General features: G+C 63.8%; 15 protein-coding genes. All 15 read left to right on the top strand.

The window, feature by feature from the left end; translation table 11 throughout:
• Positions 1-33: 33 nt before the first annotated feature.
• Complete coding sequence (locus SOM61_RS24445; RefSeq protein ID WP_320476487.1) at positions 34-1,080, top strand: RodZ domain-containing protein; 1,047 nt, start codon at positions 34-36, stop codon at positions 1,078-1,080.
• Positions 1,081-1,108: 28 nt separating this feature from the next.
• Entirely contained in the window at positions 1,109-2,395 is a 1,287-nt protein-coding gene (gene ispG, locus SOM61_RS24440) for a flavodoxin-dependent (E)-4-hydroxy-3-methylbut-2-enyl-diphosphate synthase (RefSeq protein WP_320476486.1), read from the top strand.
• A gap of 129 nt (positions 2,396-2,524) precedes the next feature.
• Positions 2,525-3,877: a histidine--tRNA ligase gene (hisS, locus tag SOM61_RS24435; RefSeq protein ID WP_320468740.1), complete on the top strand. Its 1,353-nt coding sequence runs from the start codon at positions 2,525-2,527 to the stop codon at positions 3,875-3,877.
• A 48-nt stretch (positions 3,878-3,925) separates the two neighbouring features.
• Positions 3,926-4,606: a YfgM family protein gene (locus tag SOM61_RS24430; protein ID WP_320476485.1), complete on the top strand. Its 681-nt coding sequence runs from the start codon at positions 3,926-3,928 to the stop codon at positions 4,604-4,606.
• A gap of 84 nt (positions 4,607-4,690) precedes the next feature.
• Entirely contained in the window at positions 4,691-5,845 is a 1,155-nt protein-coding gene (bamB, locus tag SOM61_RS24425; RefSeq protein ID WP_320476484.1) for an outer membrane protein assembly factor BamB, read from the top strand.
• A gap of 8 nt (positions 5,846-5,853) precedes the next feature.
• On the top strand, positions 5,854-7,191 hold the full coding sequence (gene der, locus SOM61_RS24420) for a ribosome biogenesis GTPase Der (protein ID WP_123071971.1): 1,338 nt from the start codon (positions 5,854-5,856) through the stop codon (positions 7,189-7,191).
• 169 nt (positions 7,192-7,360) lie between these two features.
• Complete coding sequence (gene hfq, locus SOM61_RS24415; protein WP_005666255.1) at positions 7,361-7,600, top strand: RNA chaperone Hfq; 240 nt, start codon at positions 7,361-7,363, stop codon at positions 7,598-7,600.
• Between the two features lie 32 nt (positions 7,601-7,632).
• Positions 7,633-8,844 carry a GTPase HflX gene (gene hflX, locus SOM61_RS24410; protein WP_320476532.1) on the top strand — a complete coding sequence of 404 codons (1,212 nt, stop codon included), beginning with the start codon at positions 7,633-7,635 and terminating at the stop codon, positions 8,842-8,844.
• A gap of 3 nt (positions 8,845-8,847) precedes the next feature.
• Positions 8,848-10,134, top strand: coding sequence for an FtsH protease activity modulator HflK (gene hflK, locus SOM61_RS24405; RefSeq protein WP_123071969.1), 1,287 nt, complete (start codon positions 8,848-8,850; stop codon positions 10,132-10,134).
• Positions 10,134-11,012, top strand: a complete 879-nt coding sequence (hflC, locus tag SOM61_RS24400; RefSeq protein WP_123071968.1) for a protease modulator HflC — start codon at positions 10,134-10,136, stop codon at positions 11,010-11,012. Before hflK ends, hflC begins: the two co-directional genes overlap by 1 nt.
• 334 nt (positions 11,013-11,346) lie before the next feature.
• Positions 11,347-12,501: an ATP phosphoribosyltransferase regulatory subunit gene (locus SOM61_RS24395; protein WP_320476483.1), complete on the top strand. Its 1,155-nt coding sequence runs from the start codon at positions 11,347-11,349 to the stop codon at positions 12,499-12,501.
• Positions 12,502-12,504: 3 nt separating this feature from the next.
• Positions 12,505-13,821: an adenylosuccinate synthase gene (locus SOM61_RS24390; protein ID WP_320476482.1), complete on the top strand. Its 1,317-nt coding sequence runs from the start codon at positions 12,505-12,507 to the stop codon at positions 13,819-13,821.
• A gap of 24 nt (positions 13,822-13,845) precedes the next feature.
• The gene (locus SOM61_RS24385) at positions 13,846-14,385 is read left to right on the top strand and encodes a phosphoribosyltransferase (protein WP_137173646.1); all 540 of its coding nucleotides are present in this window, start codon (positions 13,846-13,848) and stop codon (positions 14,383-14,385) included.
• Between the two features lie 240 nt (positions 14,386-14,625).
• The gene (locus SOM61_RS24380; RefSeq protein ID WP_320476481.1) at positions 14,626-15,222 is read left to right on the top strand and encodes a MarC family protein; all 597 of its coding nucleotides are present in this window, start codon (positions 14,626-14,628) and stop codon (positions 15,220-15,222) included.
• A gap of 160 nt (positions 15,223-15,382) precedes the next feature.
• Complete coding sequence (locus SOM61_RS24375) at positions 15,383-16,027, top strand: PEP-CTERM sorting domain-containing protein (protein ID WP_320476480.1); 645 nt, start codon at positions 15,383-15,385, stop codon at positions 16,025-16,027.
• Positions 16,028-16,083: the final 56 nt, after the last annotated feature.

Raw genomic sequence — 16,083 nt, 5'->3', positions numbered from 1 at the left:
AACTAGAAGCTCACACGGACAAGGACGAGGACAATGAACGAGCAAGCAGATCAGCCGGCTACGCCAGGCAACCAGCCCGGCATCCCTGGCAAGACCCTGCAATCCCAGCGCGAGGCGATGGGCTGGAGTGTGGAACAGGTGGCGGACCAGCTGAAGCTGGCCCCGCGCCAGGTGGTGGCGCTGGAAGCGGGCGATTACGCCGCGCTACCGAGCCCGGCCGTGACACGCGGTTTCGTGCGCGCTTACGCCAAGCTGCTCAAGATCGACGCCGCGCCGCTGGTGTCGATGATCGAACTGAATATGCCGCCGGAAGCCCAGGCGGGTGCTCCCATCAATACCGGCGCCGTGCGCCGCGAACAGCGTCCGGCCACGTTCTCCGAGAACCGTTTCCCAATGGGCGGCAAACGCAACCGCCTGCCGCTGGGCTGGATCGCCGCCGCCGTGGTGGTGGCCGGCGCCGCCGTCGCGGCCTGGCAGTTCGACCTGATTCCTAACCTGCAGCGCGATGGCCAGGCGGACGACGCCACGGTGCTCGAGAATCCCGCCGCCGGCGTCGTCGCGCCGGGTTCGGCGCCAGCCAATGGCGCCCACCCAGGCCTGATCAATCCGTCGGTGCCGCTGATCTCGGTGCCGGCCCCGGCCCCGGCCGGAGAAAGCACGCCGCCAGCGGCAGCTCCGGGCTCGGCGCCGGATACCGCGCCGGCCACCCCGACCGCACCGGTGCCAGCCGTGCCGCCGCCGGCCTCCGGCACGCCGGGCGCCGCCGCACCTGGTGCGACGCTGGCTCCTAGCGTCTCGACCGCCGCGGCGCCGGTCACCGCCGTGGCGCCCACCGCCGGCGCCAACACCCTGGTGCTGAACGTGCGCGAGGATTCCTGGATCGAAGTGCGCCCGAGTGCCGGCGGCCGTCCGCTGATCTCGCGCCTGGTCAAGGGCGGCAGCACCGAGTCGATCGAGCTGGCCGGCCCCGCGACCCTGGTGGTCGGCGCCCCTGGTGGCGTCAGCGCGACCCTGCGCGGCGCCGACATCGCGCTGCCGCCGCAGCCGGGCCGCACCATCGCGCGCGTGGCGCTGAAATAATTAGCTGGAACAAGCTGGAACAAAACCGATGAACTCGTTGAATCAAGGCTGCATCTCCGAAGCAATTCCCTCAGGCCCGCTGGCGCGCCGCGCCAGCCGCAAGGTGGCCGTCTCGCATGGCGCCCGCACGGTGTGGGTGGGCGGCGACGCGCCGGTGGTAGTGCAGTCGATGACCAATACCGACACCGCCGACGCGATCGGTACCGCGATCCAGATCAAGGACCTGGCGCGCGCCGGCTCCGAGATCGTGCGCATCACGGTCGACACGCCGGCGGCGGCTGCCGCCGTGCCGGCGATTCGCGAACAGCTCGACCGCATGGAAGTCGACGTGCCGCTGGTGGGCGACTTCCACTACAACGGCCACCTGCTGCTGCGCGACTATCCGGAATGCGCGCAGGCGCTGTCGAAGTACCGCATCAATCCGGGCAATGTGGGGCAGGGCGCCAAGCGCGACACCCAGTTCGCCCAGATGATCGAGATCGCCGCCAAATACGACAAGCCGGTGCGCATCGGCGTCAACTGGGGTTCGCTCGACCAGTCGCTGCTGGCCCGCATCATGGACGAGAACGCCGCGCGCGCCAATCCATGGAGCGCCCAGGCGGTGATGTACGAAGCCCTGATCACGTCGGCGATCGAGAACGCCGTTCGCGCCGAAGAAGTCGGCCTGGCGCGCGACAAGATCATCCTGTCGTGCAAGGTATCGGGCGTGCAGGACCTGATCGCGGTCTACCGCGAACTGGCGCGCCGCTGCGACTACCCGCTGCACCTGGGCCTGACCGAGGCCGGCATGGGCAGCAAGGGCATCGTCGCCTCGACCGCGGCGCTGTCGGTGCTGCTGCAAGAGGGCATTGGCGACACCATCCGCATTTCGCTCACGCCGGAACCGGGTGGCGACCGCACCCGCGAGGTGGTGGTGGGCCAGGAAATCCTGCAAACCATGGGCCTGCGCAAGTTCACCCCGATGGTGATCGCCTGCCCGGGTTGCGGCCGTACGACCTCGACCGTGTTCCAGGAGCTGGCGGACAATATCCAGACTTTCCTGCGCGAACAGATGCCGGAATGGAAGAAAACGTATCCGGGCGTGGAGGCGATGAACGTGGCCGTGATGGGCTGCATCGTCAACGGCCCGGGCGAATCGAAGCACGCGAACATCGGTATCAGCCTGCCGGGCACCGGCGAATCGCCGGCCGCGCCGGTATTCGTCGATGGCCAGAAATTCGCGACCCTGCGCGGTGAGCGCATCGTCGACGAGTTCCAGACCATCGTGCTCGATTATGTGAAGAAGAATTACGGCCGCGAGGCAGTCGCACCATAAAATACGGCCATCGGCCCCCGCACGTCGTTCCCGCGAAGGCGGGAACCTAAGTTTTCCAGCGCTGCGGTAACGTATGCAAACTTGGGTTCCCGCCTGCGCGGGAACGACGAGGATCAAAAGTTAACTAATATGTCCAAACCAGAAAAAATCGTCGCCATCAAAGGCATGAACGACATCCTGCCGCAAGATGCGCCGCTGTGGGAGCTGTTCGAGAACACCACCGAAACGATCCTCAAAAGCTACGGCTACCAGAAGATCGTGACCCCGATCGTCGAGCAGACGGGCCTGTTCGCGCGCGCCATCGGCGCCGTCACCGACATCGTCGAGAAGGAGATGTATTCCTTCGAAGACTCGATGAACGGCGACCAGCTGACCCTGCGTCCGGAAGGCACGGCCAGCGTCGTGCGCGCCGTGCTCGAGCACAACCTGGTCTACGACGGCCCGCGCCGCCTGTGGTACAAGGGTCCGATGTTCCGCCACGAGCGTCCGCAGCGCGGCCGCTACCGCCAGTTCTTCCAGTTCGGCGCCGAAGCGATCGGCTTCTCGGGCCCGGACATCGACGCCGAGATGATCATGATGTCGCGCCGCCTGTGGGATGACCTGGGCCTGCAGAACGTGCGTCTCGAGCTGAACTCGATCGGCAATGCCGAAGAGCGCAACCGCCATCGCGCCGACCTGATCGTGTATCTCGAAAAACACGAAGACATCCTGGACGCCGAAGCCAAGCGCCGCCTGCACAGCAATCCGCTGCGCATCCTGGACACCAAGAACCCGGCGATGCAAGAGATGGTCAACGCCGCCCCGCGCCTGCTGGACTACCTGGGCGAGGAATCGCTGGCCCACTTCAACGGCGTCAAGGCGCTGCTGGACAAGAACGCGGTGCAGTACACCGTCAACCCGCGCCTGGTGCGTGGCCTGGATTACTACAACCGCACCGTGTTCGAGTGGGTCACCGACGAGCTGGGCGCCCAGGGCACCATCTGCGCCGGCGGCCGCTACGATCCGCTGATCGAGACCTTCGGCGGCAAGCCGACCCCGGCGGTCGGTTTCGCGATGGGCATGGAACGCATCATCGAGCTCATGAAGGGGCTGGGCGAACCGGCCGAGCCGAACGTGTGCGACGTCTACATGGTCCACCAGGGAGAAGAAGCGCAGCTGCAGTCCTTTATCCTGGCCGAGAGGATTCGGGATGCCGGCCTGGATGTTGTGTTACATTGCGCAACTCCAACGGGTGCGGGCAGCTTCAAGAGCCAGATGAAGAAGGCCGATGGCAGCGGTGCGGCCTTTGCCGTCATCATCGGCCAGGACGAGATCGCGAACAATGCCGCGCAAGTGAAAACGATGCGCGGCGAGATTGGCGAACAGCAGCAGGCCAGCGTGCCGTTCGAGGAAGTGGTCGACTACCTGGTCGACCAGATCGTCGGTGGACATGTTCACGGCCCCGATTGCGACCACGACCACGACCACGTGCACAGGCATTAATCCCGGCACTGGCCACATTTTCGAACCACTCACTACAAGAATACGCACATGGCATACGATCACCAGGAACAGGAACAGCTTGATTCCTTCAAGGCGTTCTGGTCGCAGTACGGCAATATCATCATCTGGGTCCTGATTCTCGCGCTCGGCTCCTACGCCGGCTGGAACTACTGGAAAACCCACCAGCGCAACAAGTCGGTCGAGGCGTCGGCGCTGTATGACGAGCTGCAGACCTCGCTGCTGGCGAACGACAATGCCAAGGTGCAGCGCGTCGCGGGCGACATCCGCGCCAAGTACGAATCGTCGGCCTACGCGCCGATGGCGGCCCTGGCCGCGGCCAAGACCGCCTTCGAAGCGAACGACCTCAAGACTGCCAAGACGCACCTGCAGTGGGCGGCCGAGCACGGCAACGACGAGTACAAGTCGATCGCCAACCTGCGCCTGGCCGGCGTGCTGCTGGACGAGAAGGCATTCGACGAAGCGCTGAAGGTCTTGAACGGCAAGTTCCTGCCGCAGTTCACGTCGGAAGTGAACGACCGCAAGGGTGACGTGCTGGTCGCGCAGAATAAGCTCAACGAAGCGCGCGCGGCCTATGTCGCGGCGATCGCCGCCATGGAGCCGAATGCACCGGGCCGCCAGTTGGTGCAGATCAAGCTGGAAGCAATCGGCGGCACCGTGCCGGCAGATAAGAAATCGGAAGCAGCTGCCGAGCAAAAGGCAGCCGCGTAATCCTCCCCCATGAGAGGGCCCGCGCACGCCTGACGGCGGCGCGGGCCTTGCGTCCTCTATAGTCCAGGAACAAGGTAGAACAAAATGCGTATTTGCAGCAAGCTTGTTGGTGTCGGCGTACTGGCCCTGATGACGGGTTGCTCGACCCTCAATTCGCTCAATCCATTCGCGTCTGAAAAGAAGGGCGACCAGCCGGCCAAGCTGGTCGAGCTGAAAGGCAGCATGGCCGTGCGTACAGCATGGAAACTTGATATCGGCAAGGCGCACGGCTACACCTTCTCGCCCGCGCTGACCGGCAACACGGTGGTCGTGGCCGGCGCCGACGGCGCCATCGCGCGCGTCGAAGCCGCGAGCGGCAAGCAGCTGTGGCGCATCAAGGCCGATACCGAACTGTCAGCTGGCGTCGGCACCGACGGCAACCTGATCGTGGTCGGCGCCGACAAGGGCCAGCTGCTGGCCTTCGACATGGATGGCAAGGCGCTGTGGAAGACCCAGCTGTCGAGCGAAATCCTGTCGGCGCCGGTGGTGTCGCAGGGCGTCGTCGTGGCGCGCTCGATCGACAACCGCATCGTCGGCATCGACGCCGCCAACGGCAAGACCAAGTGGACGGTGCAAAAGGTCGCGCCGCCGCTCACCCTGCGCAATGCGCCGGGCATGATCGTGGCTGGCGGCGACGTCATCGTCGCCCAGCCGGGCGGCAAGCTGTCGTCGATGATCCTGGCCACCGGCGCGCCGCGCTGGGACGTCGAGGTGGGCGTCTCGCGCGGCGCCACCGAGCTGGAGCGCGTGACCGATATCGGCGGCGCCCCTGTGCTGTTCGAGAACGAGGTGTGCGCCGTGTCCTATCAAGGCCGCGTAGGCTGCTTCGACCTGGTCACCGGTTCGGCCAAGTGGACGCGCGATCTGTCCTCAAGCGTCGGCGTCGCCGTCGACCAATTGTATGTGTTCGCACCGGACGACAAGGGCGCCCTGCATGCCTTCACCCGCGACACGGGTTCTTCCAGCTGGAAGAACGACAAGCTGGCTTTCCGCCGCCTGTCGACCCCGCTGTCGTATGGCCGCGCCGTCGCGGTCGGCGACTTCGAGGGCTTCGTGCACTTCCTGTCGCGCGAGGACGGATCTTTCCTGGCGCGCGCAGCGACCGATGGCAGCCCGATCCTGGGCACGCCGCTGGTGGCCGGCACGAACCTGATTTTTCAAACACAAAATGGAACTGTGACCGCCATCGCGGTCGAATAGAATAAAACATGAAGCCGGTAATCGCACTCGTAGGTCGTCCCAACGTCGGGAAATCGACCTTATTTAACCGCCTGACCCGTTCGCGTGACGCGCTGGTGGCCGACCTCCCTGGCCTGACACGCGACCGCCACTATGGCGAAGGCCGGATTGGCGAACGGCCATTCCTGGTCATCGACACGGGCGGTTTCGAGCCGGTCGCCAAAGAAGGCATCATGCACGAAATGGCGCTGCAGACGCGCCAGGCCGTGGCCGAGGCCGACGTGGTCGTGTTCATCGTCGACGGCCGCCAGGGCCTGACCCCGCACGACAAGACCATCACCGATTTCCTGCGCAAGAGTGGCCGCAAGGTCATGCTGGTGGTGAACAAGTCGGAAGGCATGAAGTACACCTCGGTCACCGCCGATTTCTATGAACTCGGCATGGGCGACCCCTACGTCATCTCCGCCGCCCATGGCGACGGCGTCACCGACCTGGTCAACGAGGCGCTCGACATGGCCTTCGAAGGCCGTCCGGAAGAACCCGAAGAGCTCGAGCCGGCCGACCACGGCTTCAAGATCGCCATCGTCGGCCGTCCTAATGTTGGTAAGTCCACATTGATCAACACCCTGGTCGGCGAGCAGCGCGTGATCGCCTTCGACATGCCGGGCACGACCCGCGACTCGATCGAAGTGCCGTTCGAACGCGACGGCAAGCGCTTCACGCTGATCGACACCGCCGGTATCCGCCGCCGCGGCAAGGTGTTCGAGGCGATCGAGAAATTCTCGGTGGTCAAGACCATGCAGTCGATCTCGGACGCCAACGTCGTGATCCTGCTGCTCGACGCCCAGCAGGATATCTCGGAGCAGGATGCGCACATCGCCGGCTTCATCCTGGAGTCGGGCAGGGCGCTGGTGGTGGCCGTGAATAAATGGGATGGCCTGCAGACGCAGGACCGCGACGAGGTCAAGATCGACCTCGACCGCAAGCTGGACTTCCTCAGTTTCGCCAAGACCCACTTCGTGTCGGCGCTGCGCGGCACCGGCGTGTCGCAACTGATGAAATCGGTCGAAGCGGCCTATGCCGCCGCCACCGCCAACCTGTCGACGCCGCGCCTGACGCGCGCGCTGCAAGAGGCGGTCGAGAAGCAGGAGCCGAAGCGCAAGGGTACCTCGCGTCCGAAGATGCGCTACGCCCACCAGGGTGGCCAGAACCCGCCGATCATCGTCATCCACGGCAATGCCCTTGAAGGCATTACCGAGCCGTACAAGCGTTATCTGGAAAAGCATTTCCGCGAGACGTTCAGCCTGGTCGGCACGCCGTTGCGGATCGAGCTGCGTAGCGGTAAGAATCCGTTTGCCAAGGACTGATTCACGGAGGCGATTAAGTCGTTCTTAACCTTAGCAGTACGACAAAAACCGGCAAAACAGGTTACAGTAGGCTTAGGGCTGCATTCGCTCACGCAGAATATGGCTCTAGCTACTTGAAAATCGGCAAATCGCCTCAAACTTTTAACTACAACAACATTACGGAGCTGTTATGAGCAACAAAGGGCAACTGTTACAAGACCCATTCCTCAACGCCTTGCGCAAGGAACACGTCCCTGTCTCCATCTACCTCGTCAACGGTATCAAACTCCAGGGCCATATCGAATCCTTCGACCAATACGTCGTTCTGCTTCGTAATACCGTGACCCAGATGGTCTACAAGCATGCCATTTCCACCGTCGTGCCGGCACGTGCCGTCAACCTTAACCTTGACTCCAACGAAGCCGAGTAAGGCCGATGGCTGACGCCCCCGGCACTCCCACCTTGCGCGCAGCGCTGGTCGGCATCGACTTCGGGACTGGCGACTTTGCCGCCAGCCTCGAAGAGTTGTCGCTGCTTGCGCGCTCCGCCGGCGCCGAACCGATCACCACGATCACGGCGAAGCGCAGCAGCCCTGACCCCGCGCATTTCGTCGGCAGCGGCAAGGCCGACGAAATCGCCCTCGACGCCAAGGCCCTTGGCGCCGAGATCGTCATCTTCAATCACGCGCTCTCTCCTGCCCAGCAGCGCAACCTGGAACGCCGTCTCCAGCTGCGCGTGATCGACCGTACCAGCCTGATCCTCGATATCTTCGCGCAGCGCGCCAAGAGCCACGAGGGCAAGCTGCAGGTCGAGCTGGCTCAGTTGCAGCACCTGGCCACGCGCCTGATCCGCGGCTGGACCCACCTTGAACGTCAAAAGGGCGGTATTGGCCTGCGCGGTCCGGGTGAAACCCAGCTCGAGACCGACCGCCGGCTGATCGGCGAGCGCGTCAAGATGCTGCGCGCGCGCCTGGCCAAGCTGCGCAAGCAGCACGAGACCCAGCGCCGCCAGCGCGGCCGCAACAAGACCTTCTCGGTGTCGCTCGTCGGTTATACCAATGCCGGCAAGTCGACCCTGTTCAACACGCTGACGAAAGCCGGCGTGTATGTGGCGAACCAGCTGTTCGCGACCCTGGACACCACCAGCCGCCGCCTGTACCTGAATGACGAAGTGGGTAGTGTCGTGATCTCGGACACCGTCGGTTTCGTGCGCGAACTGCCCCACCAGCTGGTGGCGGCTTTCCGCGCCACGCTGGAAGAAACCATCCATGCCGACCTCTTGCTGCACGTGGTCGACAGCGCCTCACCGACGCGCATGGAGCAGGTCGAACAGGTCAATGAAGTGTTGCGCGAGATTGGCGCAGATCATGTTCCGCAAATTTTGGTATGGAACAAGATCGATGCCGCCGGCCTGGAGCCTGGGGTCGAGCGTGATGAGTATGATAAGATCAACCGGGTTTTCATCAGCGCCCACAGCGGCGCCGGCCTGGATCTGCTGCGTTCGGCAATCGCCGAGGTAGCCGCGTCCGCGCCGGGGTCACGCGGGTACAGTAACCCAGAAAACGAAGAGCAGGACGAAGCCTTCGGGCTCGCCGAGGACGACGCGTCGGTGGACGCGCACCCTGGCGGTCTTGCCGACAATATGCCAACTTCCACCCATGTCAGGCCCAACTAGCCTATGCTTGTTTCTCTACTAAAAAGATTCGGCGTCAAACTGTCGCTGAACGACCCACGCTGGGGACGCAACCCCGAAGACGACCGCAAGGCCCAGGATGGTCGCCGCCCCGGTGACGGTCCTCCCGACCTCGACCAGATGTGGCGCGATTTCAATGCGCGCCTGAACCGCATGTTCGGCGGCCGCGGCAACAATAACGGCGGCGGCGACAATGGCAGCCCGCGCGGCGAGATGCGCGGCGCCGGCATCGGCGCCGGCGTGATCGCCATCATCGTCGGCTTCATCTGGCTTGCCAGCGGCGCCTTCATCGTGCAAGAGGGCCAGGTCGGCGTCGTGACCACCTTCGGTAAGTACAGCCATTCGACCACGCCGGGTTTCAACTGGCGCTGGCCGTATCCGTTCCAGGCCCACGAGACCGTCAATACCTCGCAGATCCGTACTGCCGAGATCGGCTACCGCGCGAACGTGCGCAACAAGCAGCCGCAAGAAGCGCTGATGCTGACCGATGACGAAAACATCATCGACATCCAGTTCGCGGTGCAGTACACGCTCAAGGATCCGGTCGCCTGGTTGTTCAACAACCGCGACCAGGACGACAGCGTGCGCCAGATCGCTGAGACCGCGATCCGCGAAGTGGTCGGCCGCAACAAGATGGACTTCGTCCTGTACGAAGGCCGCGAGAAAGTCGCCGCCGACGTGCATTCGATGATGCAGGCGATCGGCGACCGCTATGCGCTGGGCGCCCTGATCACCAACGTGACGATGCAGGGCGTGCAGCCGCCGGAGCAGGTGCAGAGCGCCTTCGACGACGCCGTGCGCGCCGGGCAGGACCGTGCCCGTGCCCGTAATGAAGGTGAGGCATATGCCAACCAGATCATCCCGGCTGCGCGCGGCCAGGCCTTCCGCCTGCAGCAGGACGCCGAAGCGTACCGCTCGATGGTGGTCGAGAACGCGACCGGTAACGCCTCGCGCTTCGACCAGGTGGTGGCTGCGTATTCGCGTGCTCCAGCCGTGACCCGCGACCGCATGTACATCGACACCATGCAGCAGATCTTCACCAGCACCACCAAGGTGATGATCGACTCGCGCGCCAACAACAATATGCTGTACCTGCCGCTCGACAAGCTGATGCAGCAGCAGGCAGCCAACGACGCCCAGGTCGGCAGCAAATCCGGTCCGGTGCAGTTGCAGCAGAACGGCCAGCCGGCCGAAGTGACCCAGGCCTTGGAAGCGGTGCGCCAGCGAGACGAGCGTAGCCGCGATACCTCACGCGACAGGGAGACCCGCTGATGAACCGCCTCGTAACTATTTTCGTCGCGGGCTTCATCGCACTGATGCTGCTGTCGTCGACGATCTTCGTCGTCGACCAGCGCCGCTTCGCGATCGTGTTCGCGCTCGGCCAGGTGAAGGAAGTGATCGCCCAGCCGGGCCTGCACTTCAAGCTGCCGCCGCCGTTCCAGAACGTGATCTACCTGGACAAGCGCATCCTCACGCTGGATACGCCTGACGCCGACCGTTTCATCACGGCCGAGAAGAAGAACATCCTGGTGGATGCCTTCATGAAATGGCGTATCGAAGATCCGCGCCTGTACTACGTCAGCTTCGGCGGCGACGAGAGCCGTGCGCGCGACCGCATGTCGCAGATCATCAAGGCGGCGCTGAACGACGAGATCACCAAGCGCACCGTGCGCGAAGTGATTTCCGGCGAGCGCGCCGCGGTGATGGCGGCGGTGCAGGCCAAGGTCGTGGCCGAGGCCAAGGAGATCGGCGTCGGCATCGTCGACGTGCGCTTGAAGCGTGTGGACTACATCGAGCAGATCAACAACTCGGTGTACGAACGCATGCGCGCCGAGCGCGTCCGCGTCGCCAACGAGCTGCGTTCGACCGGCGCCGCCGAGTCCGAGCAGATCCGCGCCGATGCCGACCGCCAGCGCACCGTGATCATCGCCGAAGCCTTCCGCGATGCAGAGAAGGTCAAGGGTGACGGCGACGCGAAAGCTTCGGCCATCTACGCCGACGCCTTCGGCAAGAACCCGGAATTCGCCCGCTACTACCGTTCGCTCGAAGCCTACCGCGCCAGCTTCAAGGATCGCAGCGACGTGCTGGTGGTGGATCCGAGCTCGGAGTTCTTCAAGTACATGAAGCAGCCGGGGGCATCGGGTCGCTGATGACTGGCTCCGCTTGAGTGCGGGGCTGTTCATGCATTACTTAGGTTCCCGCCTTCGCGGGAACGACGGTTTTGAAGCTAGGTGAGAAGCGTATAGCGCCTCTGTTCACCTCCTGCCAAAGCACGTCGTTCCGCGAAGGCGGGAACCCAAGTCATTTGCAAACCACCACCCCAATCAGCACCTCCAACCGTGGCAGATTATCAACCTGCCACCATGTCTAGACAGCATTCCACTCCTCGATCTGTCCGTTTTCGGGTAAAATCACCGATTCGGCGTTCGCGCCATGCGCCGGCACGCCCGTCGCAAATACAATCCCAACTCCCATCTGTTGCCCATGCCGAACTGGCTATTGCCTGAGAATATTGCCGATGTCTTGCCGTCCGAAGCGCGCAAGATCGAAGAGTTGCGCCGCCTGATGCTCGATAACTTCCGGCTCTACGGTTACGAGCTGGTGATGCCGCCAATGCTCGAGTACCTTGAATCGCTGCTGGCCGGTGCCGGCGAAGATACCGACTTCAAAACCTTCAAGGTCGTCGACCCGCTGTCGGGCCGCCTGCTCGGCCTGCGCGCCGACATGACCACGCAAGTGGCGCGCATCGACGCGCACCTGCTGAACCGCGAATCGATCACCCGCCTGTGCTATGCCGGCAGCGTGCTGCATACCCGTCCGTCGGGCCTGCACGCGACCCGCGAGCCGGTGCAGATCGGCGCCGAGATCTACGGCCATGCCGGCCTCGAAGCCGACGCCGAAATCCAGGAACTGGCCCTCGGCTCGCTGGCCCTGGCCGGCTTTACCAATGTGCGCCTGGACCTGGCCCACGTCGGCGTGCTGCGCGCACTGCTGAACGAAGACCCGGCCGCCAAGCGCGACGAGACCCAGATCTATTGCCTGCTGCGCGCCAAGGATGCGCCGGGCCTGGACGAGATCTCGGCCAATTACTACCCGCAGACCCGCCAGGCGCTGCTGGCGTTGCCGCACCTGTACGGCGACGTCGAGGTGCTGGCCAAGGCGCGCGAACAGCTGCCGGCGCTGCCGGGCATCGGGCGCGCACTGGCCGAACTGGCGGCGCTGGCAGCCGGCGCCATCGGCCGCGCCGACGTGGCGATCGACCTGGCCGACCTGCGCGGCTACCAGTACGAAAGCGGCGCCATGTTCGCGCTCTACGTGCCGGGCCTGCCGAACGCGGTCGCCCGTGGCGGGCGCTATGATCATGTGGGCGAGGCCTTCGGACGTGCGCGTCCGGCGACCGGCTTCTCGCTCGACTTGCGCGAACTGGCCCGGCTGCTGCCGACGGCCGAGCGCAAGCATTCCATCCGCGCGCCGTGGGGCAATGCCCCCGAGCTGAAGGAAAAAATCGCTGACCTGCGCAAGGCAGGCGAAGTCGTGATCCAGAGCATGCCTGGTCACGACAATGTTCAGGACGAGTTCGAGTGCGACCGCGTGCTCGTCCTCGAAAACGGAAATTGGATTCTCAAAAACTTAGGTTAAGTGATGTCAAATACTAACGTGGCAAAGAACGTCGTTGTCATCGGCACCCAGTGGGGCGATGAAGGCAAAGGTAAGATCGTCGACTGGCTCACCGACCACGCCGCCGGCGTGGTGCGTTTCCAGGGCGGCCATAACGCCGGTCACACCCTGGTCATCAAGGGCCAGAAGACCGCGCTGCAGCTGATCCCGTCGGGCATCATGCGCGAAGGCGTGGCCTGCTACATCGGCAACGGCGTCGTGGTCTCGGTGCCGGACGTGATGCGCGAGATCGACAAGCTGCAGGCCGCCGGCATCGAAGTCGTGTCGCGCCTGAAGATCTCCGAGGCGTGCCCGATCATCCTGCCTTACCACGTCGCCATCGACAAGGCGCGCGAAGCCAAGCGCGGCGAGAACAAGATCGGCACCACCTGCAAGGGCATCGGCCCGGCTTACGAAGACAAAGTCGCGCGCCGCGCGATCCGTATCGCCGACCTGCTCAACGCGGAACGTTTCGCCGAGAAGCTCAAGGAAAACCTGGACTACCACAACCACGTGCTGGTCAACTACCTGGGCGGCGAAGCGATCGACTTCCAGACTACCTACGACGACGCGATGGCCCTCGTGCCGCGCCTGCGTCCGATGGTCGCCGACGTGTCGTCGCTGCTGTACGCGGCCCACAAGGCCGGCGGTAAGCTGCTGTTCGAAGGCGCGCAGGGTTCGCTGCTCGACGTCGACCACGGCACCTATCCGTTCGTCACCTCGTCGAACTGCGTGGCCGGCAATGCCGCCGCCGGCGCCGGCGTCGGCCCGAACATGCTGCACTACATCCTGGGCATCACCAAGGCCTACACCACCCGCGTCGGTTCGGGCCCGTTCCCGGCCGAGCTGTCGACCGAAGAAGGCGTGGGCGAACACCTGTCGCGCATCGGCCATGAATTCGGCACCGTGACCGGCCGCGCCCGTCGTTGCGGCTGGTTCGACGCCGCACTGCTGCGCCGCTCGGTCCAGATCAACGGCGTGTCGGGCATGTGCCTGACCAAGCTGGACGTGCTGGACGGTATCGAGTCGCTGAAGCTCTGCACCGGCTACAAGATCGACGGCCGCGAGGTCGACATCTTCCCGGTCGGCGCCGAAGAAGCGGCGCTGTGCGAGCCGGTGTACGAAGAGATGCCGGGCTGGACCGAATCGACCGTCGGCGCCAAGTCGATGGAAGAGCTGCCGGCCAATGCCCGCGCCTACATCAAGCGCATCGAAGAACTGGTTGGCGTGCCGATCGACATGGTGTCGACCGGCCCGGACCGTGAAGAAACCATCGTCCTGCGTCACCCGTTCGCAGCGTAATCCAATAAAAATCTGGAGTAGAAGATGAATTCCCCTGTATCGACGGACAAGGACCTGTGGGTCTCCTGGGATGAATACCACCGCCTGATCGAGCGCCTGGCGCTGCAGGTCTATGAATCGGGCTGGAAGTTCGACCAGGTGCTGTGCCTGGCGCGCGGCGGCGTGCGTCCTGGCGACGTGTTCTCGCGCATCTTCGACGTGCCGCTGGCGATCCTGTCGACCAGCTCGTACCGCGAAGAAGCCGGCACCAAGCAGGGCGACCTGGACATTTCGAAGTACATGACCATGACCAAGGGTCCGCTGGCCGGCCGCGTGCTGCTGGTCGACGACCTGGCCGATTCGGGCGTCACCCTGCGCAAGGTCAGCGAACACCTGACCGAGAACTACAAGGATGTCACCGAAGTGAAGTCGGCCGTCATCTGGGTCAAGGGCACGTCGTCAATCCGTCCGGATTACTTCCTGGACGACCTGCCGCACAATCCGTGGATCCACCAGCCGTTCGAAGAGTATGACGGCCTGCGCCCGCATCAGCTGGCGGCGTGGCTGAAGAAATTCGAGAAGTAAGCAGACCGCTGCGGCTACCCAGTCAGCCGCTGCCCCATGTCGTCCCCGCGCAGGCGGGGACCCAAGTTTTTCAGCGCACCACTTGCTTCGAGCGAAGTGGCTGCGCAAGCGAGCTTGGGTCCCCGCCTTCGCGGGGACGACGTCTTTACTTGGGTCCCCGCCTTCGCGGGGACGACGTCGTTTCGGGCCTCTGCTAATATTGCGTCACCAAAACTTTTGGCATTCCAACAATAACAAGCCATGACCCAAAGCTTCTTCCAGACCTTTATCCTGCTCATCCTCGTCACCGACCCGTTCGGCAACGTCCCCCTGTTCGCCGCCGCGCTGAAAGACACGCCGGTCGAGCGCCGCAACAAGATCGTGATCCGTGAGTGCGCCATCGCCTTCCTGCTGTTGCTGACTTTTATGTTCTTCGGCAAGCACTTCCTCGAAGCGCTGCACCTCTCCCCGGTCGCGCTGCGCATCGGCGGCGCCGTCATCCTGTTGATGATCGCGATCCGCATGATCTTCCCGCACCCGGACGGCGTGCTGGGCAAGAGCGAAGGCGGCGAGCCCTTCATCGTGCCGCTGGCGATTCCCGCGCTGGCCGGTCCATCGGCGCTGGCGACGGTGCTGCTGTTTTCTTCCACCAGCTTTACCGACACGATGGTGCACGTCGCTGCGCTCGCTGCCGTGGGCATCGTGTGGCTGATGGTGTTCCTGAGCGCCGAGAAGCTGCAGCAGAAACTCGGCCCGCAAGTCATGACCGCCTTCGAGCGCCTGATGGGCCTGATCCTGACGGCGATGTCGATCGAGATGCTGCTGGGTGGTATTCGCGAATTCGTTCAGTCGTTGTAACTGTCGGGTTTCTTTACAGAGATCGCAGTGTCAGGTGTGACGCAACTTTAGTTGCTTGATTCCTAAGGAAATTGTTGGCGTGGTGTGCTTTTTGCTTAGGCAGAAGCACCTTCCTTTCGATGGGAGGACACAAGACCAACTATTTCTGAAGGGATGTCAGATGAAATTCGCAAAACAACTTGCCGCCACGTTCGTCCTGGCTGCCGCGGTCATCGCACCGGCCAGCGCCAATATCGTCGTCGACGGCAGTTTCGAAGCCTTCGACGGCGAGGGCGCATGGCAAACCGAGAGCTGGAGCCGGTACGTGCGCGGCACGCAGGACGGCAGCTCGTCGGCAGGTACCGGTTGCGCTATGGGCAGCAATTTCGGCTGCACGCTCAGCCAGACCCTGACCACTGTCGCCGGTCAGCGCTACGACCTGAGCTTCTGGTTGTACGCCGACGGCGTTGTCGATAGCAATGGCAACGTTGCGTTGAATTTCGATAACGGCTTGCGGGTCTGGTTCGGCGACGAGATCGTCCAGACGATCATCAATTTCCCGACGACGAATACGAGCGGGAGCTTCAACCCCGGTGGACCTTCGACGCTGATCACCATCAGCAATATCCTGGCGACTTCCGCATCGACCGTCCTGCAGTTCGCCGGCTACCACAACCCGGCCGGCATCTATCTCGACAACGTCGTGGTCGAGGCGGTGCCTGGCGAAGAGCCCGGCGAAGTGCCGGAGCCGGGCACGCTGTCGCTGCTCGGCCTGGCAATGGGCGGACTGGCGCTGGCGCGCAGGCGCCGCGTGCGCGCCGGCTGAGGAGCAGGTCCTGCCGTCCTGAAGCCATCTGTGCGGGACTCGACACCGCATTGACT

The sequence above is a fragment of the Massilia sp. CFBP9012 genome, from assembly GCF_034045115.1.
Lineage (GTDB): Bacteria > Pseudomonadota > Gammaproteobacteria > Burkholderiales > Burkholderiaceae_D > Telluria.
This window is presented reverse-complemented; position numbering and strand designations above follow the sequence as displayed.